The sequence below is a fragment of the Maricaulis sp. D1M11 genome (assembly GCF_047308265.1).
Taxonomy (GTDB): Bacteria; Pseudomonadota; Alphaproteobacteria; order Caulobacterales; family Maricaulaceae; genus Maricaulis.
Genome location: NZ_JBKQWY010000005.1, coordinates 42,525 through 65,445, shown reverse-complemented (window position 1 = coordinate 65,445; position 22,921 = coordinate 42,525). Strand labels below are relative to the sequence as shown.

Below are 22,921 nucleotides of genomic sequence, written 5' to 3'. Positions count from 1 at the left end.
CCGGTATGCGGGCGGCGCTTCATCAGAACCCTGATAGGACTGATTAGATGTCTTTGAGAGCCGCGGCCGGGCGGAAAGCCGCCTGCGTGCGGGCCTTGGACATCATTTTTTCGCCAGTGCGCGGATTACGCACTTCACGGGCTTCGCGATGCTTGGCGTGGAAGGTGCCAAAGCCAGCCAGCTGGACGCTGTCATCTTCTTTGACGGCATCGATGATGGCTTCGATAGCAGCATCAACGGCTTCACCAGCTTGGGTGCGGGACAGGCCGGTCTTGTCGGCAACGGCCTTGGCGAGATCAGACTTGTTCATAGGGTTCCCCCCGGTTGTTGAGCAGGGCCTAGCGATCACCTTTCGACCATTCGGCAGCTGCCAGTTCATTGACCGGACAATGAAGGCCAAGAAGAGAGTGGATTGGCAAGCTATATCAGGAGATTCCGGCCGGAATCACTGCATTTTCCCTTGGAAAACCCCCGAATTGGGGTGTCGGCCCGAAGTTTGCGACCAGTAATCCACATGTTTCAGGGTGAACCAATCATGAAAACAGACATGACGATTCGGTCGATTCGCTTGCTACCATTGCTTCTACTGGTCGCGTTCGGTGTCTATTGGGGTGCAGACCAGATCGGTCTGGGACAGACCGGATCTGCACTTGTCGCGGCGATTGGAGCCGGTTGGCTGTTTGGTCGGCTGACGCGTCGACCGGAAGACGCCTGACCTAGCCGTACTGGATAAAAATGACGATCAACGGCCCCACCATGGCGAGTGTCGTCATCAACATGCTGCCCAGCATCAGGATAATCATCCAGCAGAAGGCGAAGAGCAGGCTCTTCACCACGAGCCCGACCCATGTCGACGCAAAGATGCCATAACCGCCACGGAGGAAGACATAGAGGGTTGAGAGGGGCACAATAAGCGGTGTGATCATCGGCGACACACCTTGAGACATCAAGATCGTGCCAATTGTCACACCTACAAACGAAGCGACGACCTGGAAGCCGAACACAATGTTCCAGAGACTGCGCCAGTGGGCATCCCGGGTCATCCACCCCAGAATAAAAATGTTGATCAGGCTGATGGCACCAATCAACGGGGCGTGGAGGACAGCGGCCCAGTTGCCATAGGACTCGGCATAATTGAGAAAACACTTGCCCGTCAGCTTCTGGATCGTTGCCGGAAAGGAGCCGATGGCGTTGTCGAGCCGGGCGCAGCCAGGCAATTCGGGACTGTCTTCGGGTGGGACGTAGTCGAACGCGTTGAGGGGTGAGCCTGCGGGAATGAATTGCTCGTGAAGCATGCCGCCATATCCACCCCACAGGACAGAAAGCAGAACACCGAGACTCATCAAGGTCAGCCAGATCCGCAGAGGGGGCGTATAGGGCACCAGATCGCGGGTCATGAATGCCTTGAACACTCGGCGGGGAAAGATCACAAGCGTCCACAACGTACGCATGCCGCGATAGTTCAGACCGAGAACCTCCTCGGTCAGGCTTTCCATATCGCCTCGGTTCAGGGCCGCCTTGCGGTCCTGCTCAATCCCAGTATCCACGCGTTTCCCCCGTCGAGAACGGGCCGCCGAAGCGGCCCGCACCATTGATCAGATTTTCACCAGCATCTTGCCGGTATTGCGACCTTCAAACAGGCCCATGAACGCCGCAGGTGCTTGATCAATCCCGTCCAGCACGGTCTCGGCGGGCTGGATCTTGCCAGCCATCATCCAGCTTGTGAGGTCAGAGACAAAATCGCCCTGGATGTCCATGTGGTCAGAGACGATGAAGCCGCGAATATTCAGCGACTTGCCGACAATCATGGTGAGATTGTCCGTGATGGAGGCTTGTTCGGCATCATTATAGCGCTGGATCATGCCGCAGGCGGCGATGCGCCCGCGTGGGTTCAGCACCTCCAGAGCGGCGGTGAAGTGCGTCCCGCCGACATTCTCGAAATAGGCATCCACACCCTGCGGTGCGACAGCCCGGATGGCCGCGGCAAGATCATCCGTCGCCTTGTAGTCAATGGCATGGTCGGCACCGATGGATTTGACATACTCGCATTTCTCGGCGCCGCCAGCGGTGGCAATGACCGTGGCGCCCATGGCCTTGGCAAACTGGATGCCGGCCGAGCCCACAGCGCCTGCGCCAGCGGACATCCACACGGTCTCGCCCTCCTTGAGGTCGATCATGCGCTTGAGCCCGACATAGGCGGTCAACCCGGTCAGACCGGCAATGCCCAGATAGGCTTGTTCCGGCAGGCTTTGCGTGTCGATCTTCATGACCGTATTGCCCGCGGCGGTATAACCTTCACGCCAGCCATACATCGACATCACATGATCGCCGGGATTGAGACCATCAAACTCGCTGTCCGCGACCACGCCCACAGCACCGCCTTCCATGACGGCACCGATGGCGAAGGGGGCGATATAGGTGTGGCGCCCACTCATCCGGCCCCGCATATAAGGATCAACCGAGATATAGGTGTTGCGGACTCGAACCTGACCGATGTCCGGTGCGGGCAGGTCGGCCTCGACAACTGAGAAGTTTTCCGGCTTGGGCTCGCCTTGCAGATAGGCGTTCAGATGGACTTCGCGCGATTTCATTGCGGGTCTCCGTGGTCAAGTTCGAGAAGATAAAGCTCTAGAAGCGAAAGGTCGAAATTGCGATCGAGAATGAGCGCAATGGCGATCTGTTGGAACAGCAGAGTGAGAAACATGGATATGGGCAACAGCAAAACCAGAAGGGTGATGCGCCAGCTCGCCCCCCAGGCGGTGCGCGCATAATAGCGGGCGATCATGCGGCCCTGGACCATGAAAAAGGCGACCATGCCGATCAGCGTCGCGAGCAGAAAGAACATCACGTCAAACATGCCCAGCGGGAGGAAGGCCACCATGATGATCTGGCTGGCATTGGTGGGTATCAGATAGAGCGTCACATGCCCCCACCAGCTGATCGGAATTCGAAAGAGTTTCAACAGCACCAGGTAGGGCAGGGAGGCCAGGATCATGATGGGCATCATCAAGGCACCGAACCAGCGGTCCAGGGCGATATTGATCTCGCTGCGTGGCACGCCTGCCAACCAGGTCTCGAACGCGTCAGGGCTGAGATTGAGCGTCAGCGTGTCCACCGTCGGCGTCAGCGGGGTGCCGAACATGGCCGCCACCGTGAATTGAAGACCGAACAGCGCCAGAAAAACCCGGACCGGCGAGATATAGCGCGTGAAATCACCCCGCAGACAGTCATGGGCGACGTCGAGCGGCATGATGAGGCTGTGCCAGAGTGTGCGGAAAATGCGGGCATCCACATCGAAAGCAGCAATCGTCACCGCATCGAGAGCCTCGTTCTCGGTTCCCGGGTTGGACGGAGATGAGGACGGGGTTTGGGATGGCTCAGACATGCCAGCTTTGCCGCGGCCTGCAAGGCGCGGTGTGTCATCGTCTGACTTGGAATGGTCCGACTTGGAATGGTCCGGCTTGGAATGCGCGTTCGCGTCAGACACGATGATCTCCCCTCTTGCCCGGGATGGTAAACCGCCCGCGTCAAGGTGCAAGCACTCGCTGCGTTCGGCTGGGCACGCAATGCCGCGTAACAAGAGGTGATGGTCTAATTTCTTGATCCTGAAACCGGTTCCTGTATGCACCGAACAAAATTCAGGAATGAGCACATGACATCCGACATCACGAGTGTGAAAGCGGGCGTTGTCGGAGCAGGTGTCTTCGGCGGTTATCACGCGTCCAAATATGCGGCCGAGCCGCGGGCTGAACTGGTCGGGGTCTTTGATCCGGATCTGGCCAAGGCCGCTGCGCTGGCCGAGAAATTTGGGGGTCGCGCCTATGAGACGGCGCGGGAGCTGATTCTCGACTGTGATGTGATCACTGTGGCGAGCCCGGCCATCTATCACTTCGAGGCCGCGGCCTCGGCGCTGGCGCGGGGGCGTCATGTCCTGGTTGAAAAACCTGTGGCGGCGAGTGTGGAAGAAGCCCGGGAAATGGTCGGCCTGGCCGCCAGCCATGGCTGCGTGCTGCAAGTGGGACACCAAGAACGCTTCGTGTTCGAGGCGATGGGACTGATGCGGGTCGCCGAGCAACCCAAGCGCATTATTGCCCAGCGCATGGGGCCGCCATCGGACCGCAATCTCGATGTCTCTGTGACGCTCGATCTGATGATCCATGATCTCGATCTGGCCATCGCGCTGGCCGGAGCGCCGGTCAGGAGTGTCGAGGGTGAGGTGGATGAAGGCCGTTTCGGTCATCCTGATATCGCCAAGGCCGTCCTGACTTTTGAGAACGGCTGTGTGGCCGAGCTGACCTCCAGCCGGGTCCATGACGACCGGGCGCGCACCATGCATGTCGAATATGAAAGCGGCACGCTGGACATTGATTTCGTCGCCAAGACCTTCGTGAATAATACGCCGCACGACCTCAATCCGGACTTTGGCGAGGATCCACGCGCTAAGGACAGCCTGGGCGCCAATGTCTCGGCCTTTCTCGACTCGGTGATCAATAAATCGCCGGTCGTGGTCCCGGGGATCGCCGGCCTGCGCGCATTGGATGCCGCCCGGGCCGTGGATGGCGAGCGCGTTTACGGCAGCTAGAGATTGCCCGATCTCTTGCGCCGCCCGTCACTTGGGACTAAGTGGCGGGCATGAGCGATCGTTTGTCCATCCTGTCTGCCCAGCTCAATCCGGTTCTCGGAGATATCGCGGGCAATCTTGCCATGGCCAAGGCTGCGCATGCGGAAGCGCGCGCCCGCGGTGTGGATCTCATTGTCTTCCCCGAACTGTTTCTGACGGGCTATCCGCCGGAAGACCTCGTGCTCAAACGCGCGGCCATTACCGCCTGTCACGCCGCCCTGGACGCGCTGGCGCCGCTGAGTGCAGGTGAGGGACCGGCCATTCTCATCGGCACGCCGTGGCGCGAGGGAGACAAGCTCCACAATGCTGTGGCCCTGCTGGATGAGGGGCGGATTTTCGCGCTCCGGTTCAAGCACGACCTGCCCAATTATGCGGTCTTCGACGAAAAACGCGTATTTGATGCCGGCCCTCTGCCGGAGATTGTGAACTGGCGCGGCCTGAAGCTGGGCCTGCCGATCTGCGAGGATATCTGGCTGCCTCACGTACCCCAGGCCCTGATCGATCAGGGTGCGGATTTCTTCATCTCCATCAATGGCTCCCCCTGGCGCCGTTCGATCGAGCAAGAACGCTGGGACACGTTTTCGCGCTGGTATGAGAGCTGGTCGGGCGACAAGGCTCTGGTCTTCGTCAACCAGGTGGGCGGACAGGATGAACTCGTCTTCGACGGGGCTAGTTTTGCGCGCGATACCGCAGGGGATGAAGTCCAACGGCTGGCCGGTTTTGATGCGCAGATGGACGTTGCACACTGGACGCGGACCGAGACGGGCTGGGTGTGCGACGGCGCATCCCGCGAACCGATGCGCACGGGGCTGGACGCCGACTGGCGAGCCATGAGCCGGGCCTTGGGTGATTATGTCACCAAGAACGGATTTCCCGGTGTTGTCCTGGGCATGTCCGGCGGTATCGACAGCGCATTGAGCGCGGCGATCGCTGTGGATGCGCTGGGCCCTGACAAGGTGTGGGCCGTGATGATGCCGTCCAAATACACCAGCCAGGACAGTCTGGACGATGCAGAGGCCTGCGCCCGGGCGCTGGGTGTGCGGTATGACATCATTGATGTGGAACCGGTGATTGCCGGGTTCGACAGCGTGCTCAAGACACCGTTCCGCGGAACCGAACCGGACACGACGGAGGAAAACCTTCAATCGCGCGCCCGGGGTGTGATCCTGATGGCCTTGTCCAACAAATTCGGTCCGATGGTCCTGTCCACCGGGAACAAGTCCGAAATGGCTGTGGGGTATGCGACCCTCTATGGCGATATGAATGGCGGCTATAACGCGCTCAAGGACGTCTATAAAACCGATGTGTTCCGCCTGGCGCGCTGGCGCAATGAACAGGTGGAGGGTGTGGGCGAGGGGCCGGGCGGTGTTGTCATCCCCGATCGTATCATTACCAAACCGCCCAGTGCGGAATTGCGCGAAGACCAGACCGATCAGGACAGCCTGCCGGATTATGATGTTCTCGATGCCATTCTGACAGGCCTCATCGAGGATGAAAAAAGCGCGCGCGAACTGGTTGATGCCGGATTTGATGCCGCGACCGTCAAGCGCGTCGAGAACCTGCTCTATTTCGCCGAATACAAACGTCGCCAGGCTCCGCCGGGGGTGAAAATCGGATCGAAGAATTTCGGACGCGATCGCCGCTATCCCATCACCAATAAATTCCGGGCGAGTTCGGCAGATGAGTGAACGGGGATTTGGGGATCACAGCGACCCCCAATCAATCTCCTGATGCCGGTCCAGCGTGCGTGAGGTATCCGGCATGGCGTATTTCAGGCCTGATCCGCAGTTGAACAGAACGCACTCTGCATCGGCCTCGATCAGCCCGTCCGCGATTGATTTTTCCATCGCAGCGAGTGTGGCTGCGCCCTCCGGGCAGAGCAGAAGACCGTCTTCGCGGGCACAGCGGGTGCGGGCGGTCTCGATCTGGTCTTCCGAGACAGATATGGCAAATCCGCCACTTTCCTGACAGGCGCGCAGGATCAGGAAATCGCCAATGGCCTTGGGCACACGAATACCCATGGCCGATGTCTGCGCATCCAGCCATTCCTCGGCATGGGGCTGTTCCTCGTTCCAGGCCTTGACGATGGGCGCACAGCCTTCGGCCTGGACGGCGATCATCATAGGGCGTTCCGGACCGATCCAGCCCAGCTTCTCCATTTCGTCGAATGCCTTCCACATGCCGATCAGACCCGTTCCACCGCCGGTGGGGTAGAAGATCGCGTCCGGCAGGCGCCAACCGAGCTGATGGGCCAGTTCCAGCCCCATGGTTTTCTTGCCTTCAATGCGGAAGGGCTCTTTCAGGGTCGAGACATCAAACCAGCCCATGGCCTCCTTGCCGGCCCCGACCAGCGCTCCGCAGTGATGGATATAGCCATTGACCCGGAACACCTGCGCGCCCTGCAGTGCCATTTCGCGAATATTCACTTCGGGCGTGTCGTCCGGCGCAAAACAATAGCTTTCCATGCCCAGTCGACTGGCATAGGCGGAAAGGGCTGCACCGGCATTGCCATTGGTGGGCATGGCGAGGCGCTTGATGCCAAAACTGTGCGCCATGGCGACGGCCAGCGCCAGACCGCGCGCCTTGAAACTCCCGGTGGGCAGGCGCCCTTCATCCTTGACCCAGACCCGGCCCGTAGCGCCCGACGCCCGGGCGGTCGCCGGGGTCTCGATCAGCGGTGTGTCGATCTCGCCCAACGCGCACACATCCTCATCCCGCGCCACCGGCAGGATTTCGCGCCATTTCCAGAACCCGCCCGGGCGGGCCGCGATAGCATCGCGGTCAATCTCCTCGCGTGCATGCATCAGATCATAACGCGCGAGCAGGGGCTTGCCCGTGTCCGACAGATTGTGCGGTTGCTCCTTGGCGAAGATCTCACCCGTCTCGGAACATTCCAGATGCGAATAATAGGTGGCGGGCATGATGGTGGTTTCTCCGTGCAATCTGTCGGTTCACAGCTTAATCTGCTTTGAAAAGATAGGGAGTGGGCAATGGCAAATGTGATCGGGGTCGGCGGCGTCTTTTTCCAGTGTGTCGATCCGGACGGGTTGATGGCCTGGTACAAGGATGTGCTCGGATTGACCATCAATGATTATGGTGGTGCTGATTTTGTGCATGCCGACAGCGCCAGGGCCTTCCCGATGGGCGCGCGGACCATTTTTTCAGGCTTCAAGTCGGGTACGGATTATTTCAAACCCTCATCCCATCCCTTCATGATCAATCTGATGATCGACGATATGGAGTCGATGCTGGCGCGTCTTGCGGATAAGGGCATTGCGCTGGAGGGCGAGCCGCAGGATTTCGACTATGGCCGTTTCGCCTGGATCATGGACCCGAACGGCGTGAAGATCGAGCTGTGGCAGCCGATTGAACCGACCTAACCAAAGCTCATCGCCCACGCTGCAGACAGCATTCGTCCGGTCGCGCGCAGCGACCAGGATCGGGTATCGGTCTTGCGCCCGCCAATCCAGGTGCCGCAGATGTCGATGTCAGCGAACTCGGCGTCGAGCGGATTTTCAGTGAAACAGGTCAGATCAGCGCGCTTGCCCAGTTCGATCGACCCGGTCTCATCCTCCAGCCCCAGCTGGCGGGCGGCGGACAGGGTCATCATGTTCAGGGCATCCAGACGCGAAATCCGTTCATCGGGGGCCAAAACCCGCCCGCCCAACCGGGCCTGACGCGCCGTGGCCGTCTCCATCACGCGAAGCGCGTTGATGGGCGTGGCGGGATGATCTCCATGCAGGGTCACGGTCTCGGCCTGGGCGAGCGCGGCACCGACGGGCATGTAGCGCGCCGTGCGTGCCTCTCCGACCAGATCCGGCAACATATGACCGTAGAACCGGATGTGATCGATAAAAAAGCTCAGCGACACGCCCATCTCATTGGCGCGCTCGATCTGTTCCGGGGTGATCAGGGCGAGGTGTTCCAGGCGATGTGGCCCACCGCCCGCGGCTTCAATGGCATCGAGGGCCGCATCAATGGCGGTTTCGCCCTGGGCATGAATGGCGACCTGGTATCCGCCCGCATTGGCCGCTGTGATCAGATCCTGCGCCTCCTGCGCAGACGTCAGGAGGGAGCCGCGCCACCCCTGAGGCAGATGGATCACCGTGTCGGTGAAGGGGGAGCGTGTATAGGGTTCGGCCAGTGCTGCCCCCCCGACATAGGGGGAGCCGTCCATCCAGAACTTGATCCCGGCGAGGCGGACCACGGCGTTGGATTGTGCGGGTGTGTCCAGCATGTCCTGGGCGTGCTGGCGGTTCTCAGGAGCGGTGTAGAGCACGGTGTTGAGGACGGCCCGTTCGGCGAGCGCCTCGGCGGCATAAAGCGCCACCGGGTCTCGCGCCCGTCCGACCAGGGAGGCTGCTCCAATCGTGGTGTATCCCGCATCCGCATAGGCATTGAACGCGTTGAACAGCAAGAAGCGCAAGGCGGCATCAGGGGCCTCGGGCGCGGCAGCCATAACGGCCTGGATTGCTGACACCTCCACTATGCGTCCGGTCAGGGCTCCGGTCTCGTCCCGATCAAAATGCCCACCTTCCGGGTCGGGTGTCTGCGCCGTCAGTCCGGCGGCCTCTATGGCCGCACTATTGATGAAGGCCTCATGCATCATCTGGGTGAGAATGATCAGCGGGCGGTCGGGGCTCAGCGAGTCCAGTTCCGCAAGGCTTGGGGCGTCCAGACCATCCATCATGGCCGGATCCCAGCCAAAGGCGATGACCCAGGGTGTGGGGCCGGAGCTTTGAGCGGCGGTCTCGAGCTCGGCCATGATCGAGGTGCGGTCGGCATGGGTAATCCCGCTGACATCGGTGGCCGCGCCCAGAAGGGCGGTCGCCAGTGGGTGGGTATGAGGTTCGATCAGTCCGGCGGTCAGGACCGCACCGTCCAGATCTATCCGGCGTGTCCCCCAGGGCACGGATCTCATAAGGGTGTCGGCGTCGCCCAGTGCAGCGATCCGGCCGTTATGGACGTGCAGGGCCTGCACGGTTTCGCCATCGGGCAGAAGAATCTGGCCGCCATAAAACACCTGGTGCTCGACCTGTCCGGGCGAACGGGCGAGCAGGAGACCGATTGTAACAAGTCCGATCAGGACGGCGAGGGCGGACAGGACAAAGACACGTATCATCGCGACACACTAGCGATACATGCGGCTACATCAATCCCAGGGTTTTGAAACTGGACGTGTTTTCTCGCCCAATCACCAAATGATCGTGGACGACAATATCGAAGGGCCGGCAGATCTCCATCAGGCTGCGGGTCATGTCGATATCGGCCTGGCTAGGTGTGGCATCACCGGACGGGTGATTGTGCACCAGTATGAGGGCGGAGGCTTCGTGCGCGAGGGCGCGCTTGACCACTTCACGGGGATAGACCGGCGCATGATCAATCGTGCCCTGACCCAGCACTTCGTCCGCAACCAGCCGGTTCTTGCGGTCGAGGAACATGACCCGGAACTCCTCGGTCCGGGCATGTTGAAGTGCGGTTCGGCAATAGGTGATCAGGGCTGACCAGGAGGCAATCACCGGTCGGCCGATCACCTGTTCGCGGGCCAGACGCTCGGCCAGGGCCTGGATCAAAACGAGTTCTGCGGCCGTCTTGTCGCTGATCCCTTTCACGCTCGCCAGGTCTACCGGACGCGCCGTGACGACACCGCCCAGATCCCCGAAACGTGCGATCAGCGACTTGGCTATGGGTTTCACATCCCGGCGCGGAATACAGCGAAACAGGTAGAGTTCGAGCAGCTCATAATCATGCAGACCTGCACCACCGCCCGAGACCAGCTTGTCACGCAAGCGGTCCCGGTGACCCAGATGATCGGCAGGTGCGCCAACGGGTGATGGAGAATGACCGGAGGATGGGATGTCGCCGGTCATTCGCAAACCTCATCAGAGCGCGTAGGGCGGTTTGTGCAGCCCTTTGGGAGACTGAGTGAAAATCTCCACCCCGTCCTCGGTCACGCCGACTGAGTGCTCGAACTGGGCGGAGAGGGATTTATCCCGCGTGACGGCGGTCCAGCCATCGGCCAGGACTTTTACATCCGGCCGTCCCAGATTGAGCATGGGTTCGACCGTGAAGAACATGCCCGGCTTGAGCTCGGGGCCTTCGCCGCGTTCACCAAAGTGCAGCACGTTCGGACTGTCATGGAACAGGCGACCGAGACCATGACCGCAGAAATCGCGGACAATCGAGCAGCGGCGTTCCTCTGCATACTCCTGGATGATGGCGCCGATCGTGCCCAGCGTGACGCCTGGCTTGATAGCATGGATGCCGGCCATCATGGCTTCATAGGTCGTGTCGATGAGCAGTTCGGCCTTGCGGCGCGGTTCGCCTACGATGAACATGCGGCTCGTATCCCCGTGCCAGCCATCCACCACGACGGTCACGTCGATATTGACGATATCGCCATTCTTGAGTGGTTTGGGGCCGGGAATACCGTGGCAAACCACGTGATTGATCGAGGTGCAGAGCGAATGCCGATAGCCGCGATAATACAGCGTGGCCGGTGTCGCGCCGTGGGCGAAGACAAACTCTCGCGTCAGGTCATCCAGATACGCGGTTGTTGTGCCCGGCTGCACGTGTTCAGCCAGCATATCGAGCACGCTCGCGGCCAGATGTCCGGCCTTGCGCATGCCTTCAAAACCGTCCGGTCCATGCAGCTTGATGCGTCCGTCGCGGGATGGTTCCGTCGAGTATTCCCCGACGTCTTCGTATTCAGTCGTCAAATCACTGGCCCTCCAGACACCCATATATAACGAAAGCGCGCGCCGTATGAAACGGCGCGCGCCCTGTCATTACACCTCAAAGGGTATCAGTCTCAGTTGTCCTGGCCGTACAGGTTTCCAAAGAAGCTGTCCTCATTCCAGGCCGGACGTTCGTCACTGTCGGCGATTTCGCGCGCGATCATGTAGTTGATGTTGGCGAATTTGGCGCCCTGGTCGAAGAGCACTTCCATTTCACCGTCCAGCTGGTCGGTCTGGCGGTGATAATAGGTGTTGAGGAAGCCCATGAACCCTTCGCCCTGGTCCCAGCGCGGATCGGGAGAGGAAAAGCCCGTCATCAGGAAGAGCGAGGGCACACCCTGTTGCACAAAGCGATAATGGTCCGAGCGGACGAACAGGGATTGTTCCGGCAGCGGGTCCGGGCTGACCTGAACATCCAGGCGGGCCGCCGCACGGCTGGCGATCGGTCCCAGATTGGAGTGGTCGGCACCGAAGGCCACGACGTCGGAGAATTCATACACGATGACCGGCATGTCGAGGTTCACATTGGCCACGATCTGATCGGCCGGAACCGTCGGATTGCGTGCATAGTGATCAGACCCCAGCAGGCCCTTCTCTTCAGCAGCCAGCGCCACAAAGACCACGGACCGCCGCGGCGTGCCCTGTTCCTGGAAGGTGCGGGCGGTTTCCAGCATCACGGAAATGCCCGAGGCATTGTCCAGAGCCCCGTTACAGATCTGGTCCTCGTCATCATTGGTCCGGCAGGCTCCGGAAGAACGGCCAAACGTGCCCATGCTACCGATATGGTCCAGGTGGGCCGTCAGGATGACATATTCATCCGCCAGCTCCGGGTCGGAACCACGGATCATGCCCACGACATTGGGGTCCACAAACGGTTCGGACAGCGAGCGCTGACGCATGGAGACCGTGCCTTCAAGGTCAAAGCGCGGATAGCTCGGCTCGTCGGCATTCATCGCTGCCTGCACGTCTTCCAGGCTCATCTCGGCGCCTTCAAACAGAGCGGCGGCGAGGTCGGCGGACACATTGGCGGTGACGGTCACCTGGTCATAGCTGTTCGGCCCTGTGGCGGGGGTCAGACGCACGGCCGATGCGCTGGACGCGCGCGCGGCAAACTGGCTGACCTGTTCATCGCTCCAGCTTGTCAGATTGATCATGCCGACCGCGCCATGGGCGGCGGCCACATCCCGCTTGGTCGTACCGGAATTGTGGTGGGCGCGCTCCTCGCTCGGCAGACCGCCGGGAACGCCGCCCATCACGACGACGATCTTGCCGTCCACATCCACGTCGGCATAGTCATCATGGCCGCGATTGGCAGCAGAAACGCCATATCCCACAAAGACCAGCTCGCCCGAGACCGCTGATTCCAGCTGGTTCGGATTGGTCGACAGATAGACGCTTTCACCCTGCCCATAGGTCTCACCGCCAAATTCGAACTGGCCGAACTCGACATCGGTGCGCACGTCCTGCATCGGCACGGCAGCAAAATACGAGCCGTCATCCCCGGCTGGTTCCAAGCCGAGCATGCGGTATTGCGCGGCGACATAATTGGCAGCGATTTCATAGCCATCAGACCCGGCATCGCGGCCGGCGAGATAGTCTGAGGCGAGGAAACGGATATGCGCTTCGATATTGGTCGGTGACACATTCGGCGTGAAGTCGCCGTCCGCGGCAATCGCCATACCGGATACGGTCAAGGTCGCCAAGGCGGCAACCGTGTGGGTCAGATATTTCATTGTAAGCTCCCCGGACACAATGTCCTCTCGCGCGGAAGTATAAGGGTCACAAAGTGTGTGGCCAATCTGACCGGATGTTAATTTTCGGTCACAAGTGCCTGAGCCACCGAGGGTAAGACCTGATAGTGCTGCGCGAAAACTGGTGTCATCCGAGCCGGACGGCCGGTCGATAGCTGGAAGCAGACCACTTTGGTGATGGCTCGAAAAACAGTCGATGCGTCGGACACTTTGCGAAACTGATACTGGCGCTCGGCCCGGAAACGGCCATCGGATTGGGTGATCCAGACCGCGCAGTCGAGTTCATCTCCCGCGCGCACATGTCCGAGATAATCCGCCTCGGTACGGATAATGGCGATCCCGCGATCATCCTGCTGACACTGTTCGCGCGTGAAACCCCGGGACCACCAGTGCGTCCAAGCGGCATCATCGGCCCATTCCAGATAGCGCGCATTATTGGCGTGGCCGAATTCGTCCATATCGCTGTCTTTCACCGTCACCCGGTGGATATAGGCGTCGGGCAGATCCCAGCCGTCAAACTGTCCCACTTTATTGCGTTTCATGAGCGGTCTCCGGGGATATCAACAGACAGGGCCTGGGCGATGTCGATGGCGTCGGGCGTGACGCGACAGCCATAGGCCAGAACCTCGACGCCTGCGGTGTGGGCCGCGGTCAGGCTTTGCGCATAGTGTGGATCAATATCGGCGGCGAAGGCGAGGCGCTGACAATCCTCACGCTGGATGACGAAGAGCTGAACCGCCCGATGGCCGGCTGCCACCTGGTTGGCCAGCTCGCCAAGATGTTTGGCTCCGCGTGCCGTCACGCCGTCGGGAAATTCGGCCAGGCCGGGCTGGCGCGACCAGTGGACGTTTTTTACCTCAACCCAGCAGGGCGGACGATCATCATCCTCGAGCAACAGGTCGATCCGGGAATTCTCGCCATATTTCACCTCCCGTCGCAGCCGCGCATACCCGGCCAGTTCGGGCAGGGCTCCCGCGAGAATGGCTTCCTCAGCCAGCGCGTTGGCCTTGGCGGGCAGGGTGCCGATCAATTGCCCGTCGGCCTCTACAATCTCCCAGGTGTATTTCAGCTTGCGCTTGGGATTATCCGAGGGGGACAGCCAAACCTTGAGGCCGGGATCCTTGATGCCCGCCATGGCTCCGGTATTGGCGCAATGTGCGGTGACAATCGTGCCATCAGCCAGTTCGGCGTCGGCGAAAAAGCGCTTGTACCGCTTGACCAGCCGGGCCTCGATCAATTTCGACGTGAATTTCATGTCTTGGACACTCTCCCCGACTTCCGCTACCACCCCCATATAAAGGATCAAAGGGTCGGTATAACGGTTTGGCAGGCCTGAACGTATCCCGTCAAACAGTGCCATGGTCAGCCTGATCGAGTTGCACGTTTCCGAGCCCGGTGAGACACCGACCGGATTTGGGGTGCAGGACAAGAGTGAAGGAGGTTTGGATGAGCCAGACAAAACGCGTAACCGCTGCTGTGATTCTCATCGGGGATGAGGTCCTGTCCGGTCGAACCGCCGACAAAAACCTCCAGCAGATCGCACTCTTTCTCGCGCCCCTGGGGATCAGTGTCGTGGAATCGCGCACCATTCCCGACGAGCAGGATGTCATCGTCGATACGGTCAACACATTGCGGGTCCAGGCCGATTACGTGTTCACCACCGGCGGGATCGGGCCGACGCATGATGATATCACTGCCGATTCTATCGCGGCCGCGTTCGGAGTGCCGATTGATGTGCGGGATGATGCCCTGGCGATTATCGAGGAATGGTATGCGCGGACACAGACACCGCTCACCGAGAGCCGTAAGCGCATGGCGCGCATTCCCGACGGGGCGTCGCTGATCGAGAATCCTGTCACCGGAGCGCCGGGGTTCCAGATGGAGAATGTGTTCACCCTGGCCGGCGTTCCCAAGATCGCTCGCGGCATGCTGGAGGATATCGCCCATCGGCTCGAGGGCGGTGCGGTTACACTGTCGCGGACGATCAAGGGAGAGGGCCTGCGCGAGGGCGATGTGGCCGGTTTCCTGGGCGCTCTGCAACAGGCACACCCTCATGTCTCGATCGGCTCCTATCCCTATTTTCTGGAGCAAGTTGGCGGCAAGCTGACCCGTGGCACCCAGCTGGTCGTTCGCTCAACAGATGAGGCTGAACTCAATTCTGTGATCAGTGAGATCGCTAAAGAGGTCAGTCGCCTGGGAGTTGAGCCTGTCACCAGCGCACTTTAGATCTGTTTATAGGTCTTGCGCAAAACCTTGAGGCTGGCATCACGCTCGCCGGTTTCCATAACGTGCTTGTACGCCAAAAGCGTATCTCTCACGCCTTTGCGCAGGCGTCCGGTCATCAAACCGGTGAGGAAGCCCGGGGATAGCCGGAAATCCACGACCTGTGACAAGCGAGCTTTTTCGCTTCCGAGCGATTCGACCCGAAACGTTGTGAACATGCTCTTGAGTGGGAAGTTTTTCCACTTGTAGACTTCATACGTGTAACTGGAGCCTTCATTCCATTCCACGATGCGCTCCCAGACTTGAATTCTATCCGGTAATTGGCACCAACGGTCAGCCCCCACACCATGAGGGTTTTCGCTGAGCAGTTTTGAGTCGATGACAATGGAGTGATGTTCGGCAACATCGCCATAATGGCTCAGGATCTCCCAGGCTTTCGAAGAACCGACATTGACCTGAAGGTCATAGGTTACACGGGCCAGTTTCATTGCTCTCTCCATATGTGAGCACAGTCTTTGAGCACACCCGATGCCCTCCCTGGCGCTTTCCGGAGGGCGCAGGCAGGCAGTCAGGTGGGCCGTGTCTAGACACAAATGTTCCCTGCGAAAATGTAGACTTTTACAGCTTTCTCCTGCAGATTTGCAGGTATGGATTGGGATGACCTGCGCATATTCCAGACGTTTGCCAGCACGGGCTCAATGAGTGAGACCGCGCGCCAGCTCGGTGTGGATGCAACCACGGTGTCTCGCCGGATCCGGAGGCTGGAAGCGCGACTGGGAGGGCGCCTGACCGAACGCCGTGCCCAAGGTCTCGCCTTATCCCAACTGGGAGCAGAGACCCTTCAGCATATTGGCGACATGCAAGCTGCGGCACACCGCGTGAGCACGTTGATCGCTCGCGACAGGGGCGAGCTGGACGGGGAGGTCAAGATTGCATCCGGCGGTGAGTTCTTGCGGCAGTTTCTGGCCCCTCTGGTCTGGGACATGGCGGCCGAGTTTCCGCGGCTGGGTTTTCATCTGATTTCGGGCGAGGGGCCCGCGCGGATTGACCGGTTTGAAGCTGATTTCGCCTTCCGGATTACACCTGATCCGCCCCAGGATGTGGTCGCTCGCAAACTGGGCGATCTACCCTTTGGCCTGTATGTGCACCGGCGTTTGCAGGAGGCGGCCTACAGGGGGCAGACACCGCTCATCCTGGGGCTTGTCGAGGACTGGCCTGACTGGGCTCGTGCCTGGTCACGCGGCACAACACCCGTTCATCGGCTAAACCGGGAAGGATTGCAGCTTGACGCTGTGAGGGCCGGTGCCGGTGTCGCGTGTCTGCCCCGGGCACTGGCCGCCCGGGAAGCCGATCTTGTGCCGCTCAGCATGGGGGCAGACCTGCCCAGCGCCCCCCTCTGGCTGATCTATCATACCGATGCACGTCGGATCGAACGTTTGCGCCGTGTGCGTGAACGGCTGGAAACAGGTATGGAACGTCTCAAGCCGACCCTGTTCGCAGAGCACTGACCCGCGTCGATTGCCTCGAAAACGCCCCGGTTTCGCCCTTTGCTCGTCCTGCAAGCGCTGACAGCGTGCAGATGGAGAGTAGGGAAGGGAGAACCATGTCCAGATCCATGAGGGCCTTTACGGCCTTGTCGAGTCTGACACTGCTTGCGGCGCTGGGGGGCGCAGCGATTGCCCATCAGGACGAAACTGTCAGCGCGTCGGGCATTTCCAAGGACGAGCTGGAGCGTGTGCCGCGCGCTTGCCGGGCCGCCTATGTGCGCCGTCATTCGACCGTGGCAATGGATAGCTGGCAGGCCCGGCGCGAGGCCGATGTCATTCTGGGAGAGGTCCAGCCCGAACCGGAGGGCGGTGAACGGATTACCGTGACGGGCTCGCGTGTTCGCGGCGCACAGCCATCATCTCCACCACCGCCATCGCCGCCGCCCCCGCCGCCTCCTCATGTCGAGAGAGCCGCGGCATCGCCGGTGGGGCGTGCCCCCGCGCCGGTCACATTCTACAGCCCCTCCGTAGAGCCCGGCGTGGACCGCGAACGCTATGAGGACGTCACGCCCCATCCGGTCCAGCGGGTGAGCGAGGCGCCGGTCTCGACATTTTCCATCGATGTGGACACCGCCAGTTATGCCGTCGTGCGGCGCTATCTCAATGACTGCGAGCTGCCGCCCTCCGATGCGGTCCGCATCGAGGAAATGGTCAATTATTTTGACTATGCCTATACCCGCCCGGACGACGCGGACACGCCGTTTGCGGCGGATGTGACCGTCACGCCCACACCGTGGAATGCGGCCACGCGGCTGATGCACATCGGTATCCAGGGCTATGATCTACCCGAAACCGACCGTCCGCGCGCCAATCTGGTCTTTCTGATCGATGTATCAGGATCCATGAATGCGCCCGACAAATTGCCGCTCGCCATTGAGGCGCTGGAAATGCTGGTCGAAGAGCTGGAGCCGGAGGACACGGTGTCGATCGTGGTCTATGCCGGTGCTGCCGGAGCGGTGCTGGAACCGACCGAGGCGCGCCATGCCGACCGGATCGAGGACGCGTTGGGCCGTTTGCGGGCGGGCGGGTCCACAGCCGGCGGGGCGGGTCTGGCGCTGGCATACCAGTTCGCCGAGCAGAATTTCGATCCCGATGCTGTTAACCGGGTGATGTTGCTCACCGATGGCGATTTCAATGTCGGGGTCACCCAGGATGAGCGCCTGGAGGATTTTGTCGCCCGCAAGCGCGATACCGGCATCTATCTTTCGGTAATGGGCTTTGGTCGCGGCAATTACAATGACCAGATGATGCAGGCCATCGCCCAGTCGGGCAACGGGATTGCCGCCTATATCGACAGCGAGGCCGAGGCACGGCGGTTCTTCGTGGAGGAGAGTTTTTCCTCGCTCTTCCCGATCGCCGAGGACGTGAAAATCCAGGTCGAGTTCAACCCGGCCCAGGTCGCGGAATATCGCCTGATCGGCTATGAAACCCGGGCGCTGGAACGCGAGGATTTCAACAATGATGCGGTGGATGCCGGTGAGGTCGGGTCCGGCCATTCGGTCACCGCGATCTATGAGATCGCCGCTCCCGGTTCCGATGGTGTGCTCACCGACCCGCTGCGCTATCAGCCCGAACCAGCCGTCCTGCCGGATCTGAGTGGCGAGATCGCCCATCTGCGTTTGCGCTACAAGGCGCCGGGCGAGGATGACAGCCAGTTGCTGGACATGCCGATCACCACCGATTCTGTGGTGGGCGATGTGCGACAGGCCCCGCTCGACATCCGGTTTGCGCTGGATGTGGTCGGGCTGGCGCAGATCCTGCGCGGTGATCCCTATCTGGGGGCGGATTACGGGTTTGATGATATCCTCGCCAGCCAGGCCGGTCGGAACGCCCCCGACCCCTATGGCTATCGCGAGGAATTCTACTCCCTCGTCGCCCAGGCCGACTGGGCGCTGCGCCTGAGCGAAACCCCGCCGGGCACGCCGCACACGCCCGGCCAGCCGCCGGCGCCTGTTCCGCTGCCGACACCCGAGCCCTCGCCGCGCTAGATCGCCCGCCGGGTCTGACATCGCAGACTGCGAAAACCGGGTCCGCCTCTGGCGGGCCCGCTTTATTTGGCGGATCAAGCCTGTATGCTCCCGCGCGGTATGCGGGCGTGGCGGAATCGGTAGACGCAGCAGACTTAAAATCTGTCGGCCGCAAGGTCATGCCGGTTCAAGTCCGGCCGCCCGTACCATTCTCGCTGGTTATAGCTGCTGATGAGAGCGCTCAAATACTGCTGTTCCTGGAGGAATAGTAAAGTGTACGGTCTTCGTTCAGACGAGGAGCGAGGTGATCTGTGAGGCTGGCTTGTGAGTTCCAATCAGAGTTGCGTTTCCCAGCCCGCCGCTGAGCGCGGCATTGCTCTCGCGATCCAGGGAAGGCCTTGCGCTGAGGCGTGACGTTGAACGCAGAGCGTGTCGGCTCCGGGGAAATAGTGGCTTGTCTCTCCGAGGGAACTGATGCACTAATTGGTTGTGTTGGAGGCTTTATGTATCTTGAACGTTTGGAGCTGAAGAATTTCCGGTCGTTTGCAAATGCGACGATTCCACTAGACAAAGACCTGACAGTCTTGGTCGGGGAGAACAACGGCGGGAAAAGCAATGTCATTGAAGCTATTCGGCTCCTGACATTGCCAGCATCTGGGCGGATCGATCGGTATTGTGAACTGGATGACCTCCACCGCCACACTAATGAAACTGCTTTCACCATCTCCGGGTCTTTTTCTGGGTTGTCGCCGAGCCAGCAAGGTAACCTGTTAAGCCTTGCTTCAGACCAATCGGTGACCAAGGCGCGTCTCACGCTTTCTTGCGAGATTGAAGGGCCTCAGGTCAAACGCCCCCGCTTCACGGGAGGGGCACACGACGGCCAACCGGAACAAGGTACGCGTGATCTTATTAGACATGTCTACCTGCCAGCGTTGCGAGACGCGCAATATGCACTGTCATCGGGTAACCCAACGCGCAAACTTGCGCTGCTTCGCCATGTAATCCCTGAAGGGGATCACGACGCCTTTCGTAATGCGCTCCAACGATCCGGAACGCACGCCGGATTAGGTCAGGTAAGACAGGCAGTCTCAAAGGAGCTGGCCGACCTAACCTCTGGCGTGCGGGAACAGGCTGCCGAACTTGGGTTCTCTGATAGCGAACAACTCATCGATATCGCCCGGGACCTTCGTTTCAAGCTTGGTGATGCAGATGGAGACGCCAATGAGATTGCGCTCTCAGGACTAGGCTTCGCGAACCTTCTCTACATGGCGACAATCATCGTCGAGCTTGAACGAGCGCAGGAAGCCGACCTCACGCTATTTCTCGTTGAGGAGCCTGAGGCGCATCTCCACCCGCAGCTCCAGATGTCTGTATTGGATTTCCTTCGGGATCGTGCGCAAAAGCGGCCTGAAGTTGCTCCTGGTGTGCCGGAAGGTAGAATTCAGGTCGTCGTCGCGTCCCATTCGCCCAATCTGACATCATGGGTTTCATCCTCAAATCTCATCGGATTGCGCACTGTCGCCGCTGAGAATGGGAAACAATCAAAGCCGCTACCTCTCAACAAAATTGAGCTCTCTTCCAAGGAAAGGCGAAAAATCGACCGCTATCTCGACGTCATGCGCGCGTCGCTTCTTTTCGGTGGGCGATGTCTATTGGCCGAAGGGATAGCCGAAGCGATTTTGTTGCCCGTGATCGCCGACCAATTGTTCAAGGACCAGATCGCGGCAGCTGATGCCTCAGCCGCCACGAATGAGGAGAAGGTTGCCCAGACTCAGGCCATTCGGGCTAAGCAGAAAAAATTCCGTGGTTCCACTTTTATCCCAATCGATGGCGTCGATTTTAGCCCGTACATCAAAATGATGCTTTCCGATGTTGATGGTGTGCGTTTGGCAGACCGAGTCGTCGTTTTGACGGACGAGGACAACGGTGCGGGAACCAATCGCAAGACCAACTTCGAAGCCCTAGCCGATCGGCTCAGCGCCTCCGACAAACTGACGGTCATTGTTGGCACAGACACGCTTGAGGTCGATCTGTACGCTGCGGGGAATGCGGCGATAATGAAAGCGGCCTACCTGACGCTACATCCGCGTTCAGAGGATAAGTGGAACGCGATTGCCGATGTCGAAGGTGACGAGCGAGCGCAGAGGATCCGCGAGGTCTTTGACACGACAAGGAAGGGCGATTTCGCTCAAGAACTTGCCGCTCAAATCGAAGACGAAGACAGCGAACTGACCTTCACCCCTCCAGACTATTTGGTTCGCGCCATTGAGGCAGCATGCCAATAGCTGAGCAAATTGAAGCTGCATCACTCGCTCAACGACAGATCATTGACAGCCAAAACGCTGTCTATGTTCAGGCCTGTCCTGGCGCCGGCAAGACGCGTGTTTTGGTTGAGCGCGCTAAAAGAGTTTTGAGCGAACTACCCTCAAGGCGTGGCGTTGCAATTCTCACATTTAGCAACGCAGCAGTCGAAGAGATCGAGAAACGCTTTGGCCGCGAATTTCCTCCCTTTCCAAGCTTCATAGGGACGTTTGATAGCTTCCTTTGGCGCTTCCTAATCGCACCGCTTGGCACTCAGGAGGCTATCGCCGCGAGGCTTGTTCCCGACATTGGCGACCAAATGATCTCGCCGACTATGGGGAACACAAGCGGAAAGAAGATGAGAGACTACCCGTTGCGGATATTTGATCGGAACACGGGCCAAATTCGCACGAACCTCATGGGTGATGATCGCCGTCTTGCTGACCAGGTTTCGCCAGTCGGGCAGTATCAGGCGCTTGCGGCCGCGATCTGGCGAGCTCGGCGAGAGGCGGGTTTTCTAGATTACGAGGAAGCCCGCTCGCTGGCCCAAAGCCGTATTGATGATGCTCAGTTTAGACCGGTTCTGGATGCGCTGGCAGCCCGGTTTGCGGAGCTAATTGTTGATGAGTCTCAAGACTGCAACCCATCAGATTTGGGCGTCATCCAGTCGCTAAGAACGCGCGGATTGCCTGTTTCCGTTATCGGCGATCCTGATCAATCCATCTATGGTTTCCGCCACGGTTCCGCGCCTGAACTCCATCGGTACTCAACCAGCTATGGCGTACAACAACGACATTCTCTTACTGGCAATTTCCGCTCTGTGGGTGAGGTGTGCGGAATCGCCTCATTGTTCCGCTCACCCATCGAAGGAGATGAGATCGGAGCCCTTCGCGAGCCGAGAAGCGAAGCGGACGGGGCCTATCTACTTACCTACCGCCCTCGCCACAATACTGTGTCAGACAGCGTTGGGCAGACATTCACTGAGGTGATTGGGGCGGCCGGAATTGACGCCTGTGAAGCCCCCATTGTTGCTCATCGTGAGAACTACGCGCGTCGGGCAATTGGCTTGCTGTCCATTGAACGAGGTCAATCAGGTTTTGTTGTCCGTTTAGCCAACAGCATTGCCGCCTACAACGCAGCAGCGGGTCACTGGCGGACGAAAGTCAAAGCGATTGAAGACGTGGGTGCGCTTATTTTCGAGTATCGTGGCCTCATTCAGGATGGAGAGAGCTTTCATCAAGTCTTGGCGAAGGATCAGCTGGAGATCAGCGACTTTCGGGCCGAAATCGTTGAGCTGATCTCGGCGATAAGCCCTGTTGTCGGTGAATCAGATAATCCGCGTAGCTGGCTGGACCGCTCGAAAGCTGCGTTCGATGAACGATTTGAAGGCGGCAGGACGGCGTTGTTTCGAATGCCGTCTCAGAAGCCGCTCAAAAACCTGCAGGATGCCTTGTCCGTTCGTGAGACGACCGCATCTCCCGTCAGCACAATCCATAATGTCAAAGGCCAGGAGTTCCCAGCGATCTGCGTTGTCGTACCACCAAGCGGGGCGGAAGACCTCTTTGAGCGGCTAGAGCGACATCAAATCGAGGAACCTGAACGGGTACTGTATGTCGGACTGACGAGAGCTGAGCGAATTTCCGCTCTAGCGGTCCCGGTGGTCATAGGCGATCGGTTCATCGCCTTAGCCCGAAGCGCCGGGCTTGTCATTAAGCACATCAACTGCGAGGCGGAATGAGTGTCCAGCCCCTTATAGAGCGCGTCACGGAGTATG

Annotated in this window: 21 protein-coding genes and 1 tRNA gene; 10 read left to right on the top strand and 12 right to left on the bottom strand. The window is 59.8% G+C overall.

The annotated features are described in order from the left end of the window. Positions 1-43: 43 nt before the first annotated feature. Positions 44-310, bottom strand: a complete 267-nt coding sequence (locus RMQ97_RS09400) for an HU family DNA-binding protein (protein WP_413660617.1) — start codon at positions 308-310, stop codon at positions 44-46. Positions 311-547: 237 nt separating this feature from the next. On the opposite strand from RMQ97_RS09400, the gene RMQ97_RS09395 reads away from it, so the two are divergent. Then, positions 548-715, top strand: coding sequence for a hypothetical protein (locus RMQ97_RS09395; RefSeq protein ID WP_413660616.1), 168 nt, complete (start codon positions 548-550; stop codon positions 713-715). A 1-nt stretch (position 716) separates the two neighbouring features. Here RMQ97_RS09395 and RMQ97_RS09390 read toward each other — a convergent pair whose 3' ends face one another. The 3 genes from RMQ97_RS09390 to RMQ97_RS09380 are packed head-to-tail and all read right to left on the bottom strand — an operon-like array spanning position 717 to position 3,487. After that, a complete protein-coding gene (locus RMQ97_RS09390) occupies positions 717-1,547 on the bottom strand; it encodes a hypothetical protein (RefSeq protein WP_413660615.1) in 831 nt (276 codons plus the stop codon). Positions 1,548-1,595: 48 nt separating this feature from the next. Next, positions 1,596-2,591 (bottom strand): NADP-dependent oxidoreductase, encoded by a 996-nt coding sequence (locus RMQ97_RS09385; RefSeq protein WP_413660614.1) that lies wholly within the window; start codon positions 2,589-2,591, stop codon positions 1,596-1,598. Then, positions 2,588-3,487, bottom strand: a complete 900-nt coding sequence (locus tag RMQ97_RS09380; protein ID WP_413660613.1) for a DUF3667 domain-containing protein — start codon at positions 3,485-3,487, stop codon at positions 2,588-2,590. Before RMQ97_RS09380 ends, RMQ97_RS09385 begins: the two co-directional genes overlap by 4 nt. Before the next feature lie 165 nt (positions 3,488-3,652). On the opposite strand from RMQ97_RS09380, the gene RMQ97_RS09375 reads away from it, so the two are divergent. Then, positions 3,653-4,582: a Gfo/Idh/MocA family protein gene (locus RMQ97_RS09375; RefSeq protein WP_413660612.1), complete on the top strand. Its 930-nt coding sequence runs from the start codon at positions 3,653-3,655 to the stop codon at positions 4,580-4,582. Positions 4,583-4,632: 50 nt separating this feature from the next. After that, positions 4,633-6,309 (top strand): NAD+ synthase, encoded by a 1,677-nt coding sequence (locus RMQ97_RS09370; protein ID WP_413660611.1) that lies wholly within the window; start codon positions 4,633-4,635, stop codon positions 6,307-6,309. Between the two features lie 15 nt (positions 6,310-6,324). Here RMQ97_RS09370 and RMQ97_RS09365 read toward each other — a convergent pair whose 3' ends face one another. After that, complete coding sequence (locus RMQ97_RS09365) at positions 6,325-7,542, bottom strand: threonine synthase (protein ID WP_413660610.1); 1,218 nt, start codon at positions 7,540-7,542, stop codon at positions 6,325-6,327. A 69-nt stretch (positions 7,543-7,611) separates the two neighbouring features. Here RMQ97_RS09365 and RMQ97_RS09360 point away from each other — a divergent pair, with 69 nt between their 5' ends. Further along, the gene (locus tag RMQ97_RS09360; RefSeq protein ID WP_413660609.1) at positions 7,612-8,001 is read left to right on the top strand and encodes a VOC family protein; all 390 of its coding nucleotides are present in this window, start codon (positions 7,612-7,614) and stop codon (positions 7,999-8,001) included. Here the strand turns inward: RMQ97_RS09360 and RMQ97_RS09355 are convergent. From RMQ97_RS09355 to sfsA, 6 genes are all read right to left on the bottom strand, one after another. Then, positions 7,998-9,743, bottom strand: a complete 1,746-nt coding sequence (locus tag RMQ97_RS09355) for an amidohydrolase (protein ID WP_413660608.1) — start codon at positions 9,741-9,743, stop codon at positions 7,998-8,000. The two genes, RMQ97_RS09360 and RMQ97_RS09355, sit on opposite strands and share 4 nt — an antisense overlap. 25 nt (positions 9,744-9,768) lie before the next feature. Then, complete coding sequence (radC, locus tag RMQ97_RS09350) at positions 9,769-10,491, bottom strand: RadC family protein (protein WP_413660607.1); 723 nt, start codon at positions 10,489-10,491, stop codon at positions 9,769-9,771. A 12-nt stretch (positions 10,492-10,503) separates the two neighbouring features. Beyond that, positions 10,504-11,340, bottom strand: coding sequence for a type I methionyl aminopeptidase (map, locus tag RMQ97_RS09345; protein WP_413660606.1), 837 nt, complete (start codon positions 11,338-11,340; stop codon positions 10,504-10,506). Between the two features lie 92 nt (positions 11,341-11,432). After that, positions 11,433-13,091: a M28 family metallopeptidase gene (locus RMQ97_RS09340; RefSeq protein ID WP_413660605.1), complete on the bottom strand. Its 1,659-nt coding sequence runs from the start codon at positions 13,089-13,091 to the stop codon at positions 11,433-11,435. Positions 13,092-13,168: 77 nt separating this feature from the next. Further along, positions 13,169-13,651: an acyl-CoA thioesterase gene (locus RMQ97_RS09335; protein WP_413660604.1), complete on the bottom strand. Its 483-nt coding sequence runs from the start codon at positions 13,649-13,651 to the stop codon at positions 13,169-13,171. After that, positions 13,648-14,364, bottom strand: coding sequence for a DNA/RNA nuclease SfsA (gene sfsA / locus RMQ97_RS09330; RefSeq protein WP_413660603.1), 717 nt, complete (start codon positions 14,362-14,364; stop codon positions 13,648-13,650). Before sfsA ends, RMQ97_RS09335 begins: the two co-directional genes overlap by 4 nt. A gap of 191 nt (positions 14,365-14,555) precedes the next feature. On the opposite strand from sfsA, the gene RMQ97_RS09325 reads away from it, so the two are divergent. Next, complete coding sequence (locus RMQ97_RS09325; protein WP_413660602.1) at positions 14,556-15,335, top strand: competence/damage-inducible protein A; 780 nt, start codon at positions 14,556-14,558, stop codon at positions 15,333-15,335. Here the strand turns inward: RMQ97_RS09325 and RMQ97_RS09320 are convergent. Continuing rightward, positions 15,332-15,820 (bottom strand): SRPBCC family protein, encoded by a 489-nt coding sequence (locus RMQ97_RS09320; RefSeq protein ID WP_413660601.1) that lies wholly within the window; start codon positions 15,818-15,820, stop codon positions 15,332-15,334. The two genes, RMQ97_RS09325 and RMQ97_RS09320, sit on opposite strands and share 4 nt — an antisense overlap. A 159-nt stretch (positions 15,821-15,979) precedes the next feature. Here RMQ97_RS09320 and RMQ97_RS09315 point away from each other — a divergent pair, with 159 nt between their 5' ends. The 5 genes from RMQ97_RS09315 (at position 15,980) to RMQ97_RS09295 (ending at position 22,885) form a co-directional block, all read left to right on the top strand. After that, positions 15,980-16,840 carry a LysR family transcriptional regulator gene (locus RMQ97_RS09315; protein ID WP_413660600.1) on the top strand — a complete coding sequence of 287 codons (861 nt, stop codon included), beginning with the start codon at positions 15,980-15,982 and terminating at the stop codon, positions 16,838-16,840. A gap of 95 nt (positions 16,841-16,935) precedes the next feature. Beyond that, positions 16,936-18,867 (top strand): vWA domain-containing protein, encoded by a 1,932-nt coding sequence (locus RMQ97_RS09310; RefSeq protein ID WP_413660599.1) that lies wholly within the window; start codon positions 16,936-16,938, stop codon positions 18,865-18,867. A gap of 101 nt (positions 18,868-18,968) precedes the next feature. Then, positions 18,969-19,055: transfer RNA gene (locus tag RMQ97_RS09305), tRNA-Leu, on the top strand. Positions 19,056-19,349: 294 nt separating this feature from the next. Further along, positions 19,350-21,131: an ATP-dependent nuclease gene (locus tag RMQ97_RS09300; protein WP_413660598.1), complete on the top strand. Its 1,782-nt coding sequence runs from the start codon at positions 19,350-19,352 to the stop codon at positions 21,129-21,131. Further along, a complete protein-coding gene (locus RMQ97_RS09295; protein ID WP_413660597.1) occupies positions 21,122-22,885 on the top strand; it encodes a UvrD-helicase domain-containing protein in 1,764 nt (587 codons plus the stop codon). The genes RMQ97_RS09300 and RMQ97_RS09295 overlap by 10 nt, the downstream gene beginning before the upstream one ends. Positions 22,886-22,921 lie beyond the last annotated feature (36 nt).

What these genes read in the sequence shown, in the direction of transcription:
- RMQ97_RS09300 (WP_413660598.1), top strand. Translation starts at nt 19,350, where the DNA reads ATGTATCTTGAACGTTTGGAGCTGAAGAATTTCCGGTCGTTTGCAAAT.
- RMQ97_RS09365 (WP_413660610.1), bottom strand. Translation starts at nt 7,542, where the DNA reads ATGCCCGCCACCTATTATTCGCATCTGGAATGTTCCGAGACGGGTGAG.
- RMQ97_RS09320 (WP_413660601.1), bottom strand. Translation starts at nt 15,820, where the DNA reads ATGAAACTGGCCCGTGTAACCTATGACCTTCAGGTCAATGTCGGTTCT.
- RMQ97_RS09295 (WP_413660597.1), top strand. Translation starts at nt 21,122, where the DNA reads ATGCCAATAGCTGAGCAAATTGAAGCTGCATCACTCGCTCAACGACAG.
- RMQ97_RS09340 (WP_413660605.1), bottom strand. Translation starts at nt 13,091, where the DNA reads ATGAAATATCTGACCCACACGGTTGCCGCCTTGGCGACCTTGACCGTA.
- sfsA (WP_413660603.1), bottom strand. Translation starts at nt 14,364, where the DNA reads ATGAAATTCACGTCGAAATTGATCGAGGCCCGGCTGGTCAAGCGGTAC.
- RMQ97_RS09360 (WP_413660609.1), top strand. Translation starts at nt 7,612, where the DNA reads ATGGCAAATGTGATCGGGGTCGGCGGCGTCTTTTTCCAGTGTGTCGAT.
- RMQ97_RS09315 (WP_413660600.1), top strand. Translation starts at nt 15,980, where the DNA reads ATGGATTGGGATGACCTGCGCATATTCCAGACGTTTGCCAGCACGGGC.
- RMQ97_RS09325 (WP_413660602.1), top strand. Translation starts at nt 14,556, where the DNA reads ATGAGCCAGACAAAACGCGTAACCGCTGCTGTGATTCTCATCGGGGAT.
- RMQ97_RS09375 (WP_413660612.1), top strand. Translation starts at nt 3,653, where the DNA reads ATGACATCCGACATCACGAGTGTGAAAGCGGGCGTTGTCGGAGCAGGT.
- RMQ97_RS09335 (WP_413660604.1), bottom strand. Translation starts at nt 13,651, where the DNA reads ATGAAACGCAATAAAGTGGGACAGTTTGACGGCTGGGATCTGCCCGAC.
- RMQ97_RS09385 (WP_413660614.1), bottom strand. Translation starts at nt 2,591, where the DNA reads ATGAAATCGCGCGAAGTCCATCTGAACGCCTATCTGCAAGGCGAGCCC.
- RMQ97_RS09370 (WP_413660611.1), top strand. Translation starts at nt 4,633, where the DNA reads ATGAGCGATCGTTTGTCCATCCTGTCTGCCCAGCTCAATCCGGTTCTC.
- RMQ97_RS09310 (WP_413660599.1), top strand. Translation starts at nt 16,936, where the DNA reads ATGTCCAGATCCATGAGGGCCTTTACGGCCTTGTCGAGTCTGACACTG.
- RMQ97_RS09395 (WP_413660616.1), top strand. Translation starts at nt 548, where the DNA reads ATGACGATTCGGTCGATTCGCTTGCTACCATTGCTTCTACTGGTCGCG.
- RMQ97_RS09355 (WP_413660608.1), bottom strand. Translation starts at nt 9,743, where the DNA reads ATGATACGTGTCTTTGTCCTGTCCGCCCTCGCCGTCCTGATCGGACTT.
- radC (WP_413660607.1), bottom strand. Translation starts at nt 10,491, where the DNA reads ATGACCGGCGACATCCCATCCTCCGGTCATTCTCCATCACCCGTTGGC.
- RMQ97_RS09400 (WP_413660617.1), bottom strand. Translation starts at nt 310, where the DNA reads ATGAACAAGTCTGATCTCGCCAAGGCCGTTGCCGACAAGACCGGCCTG.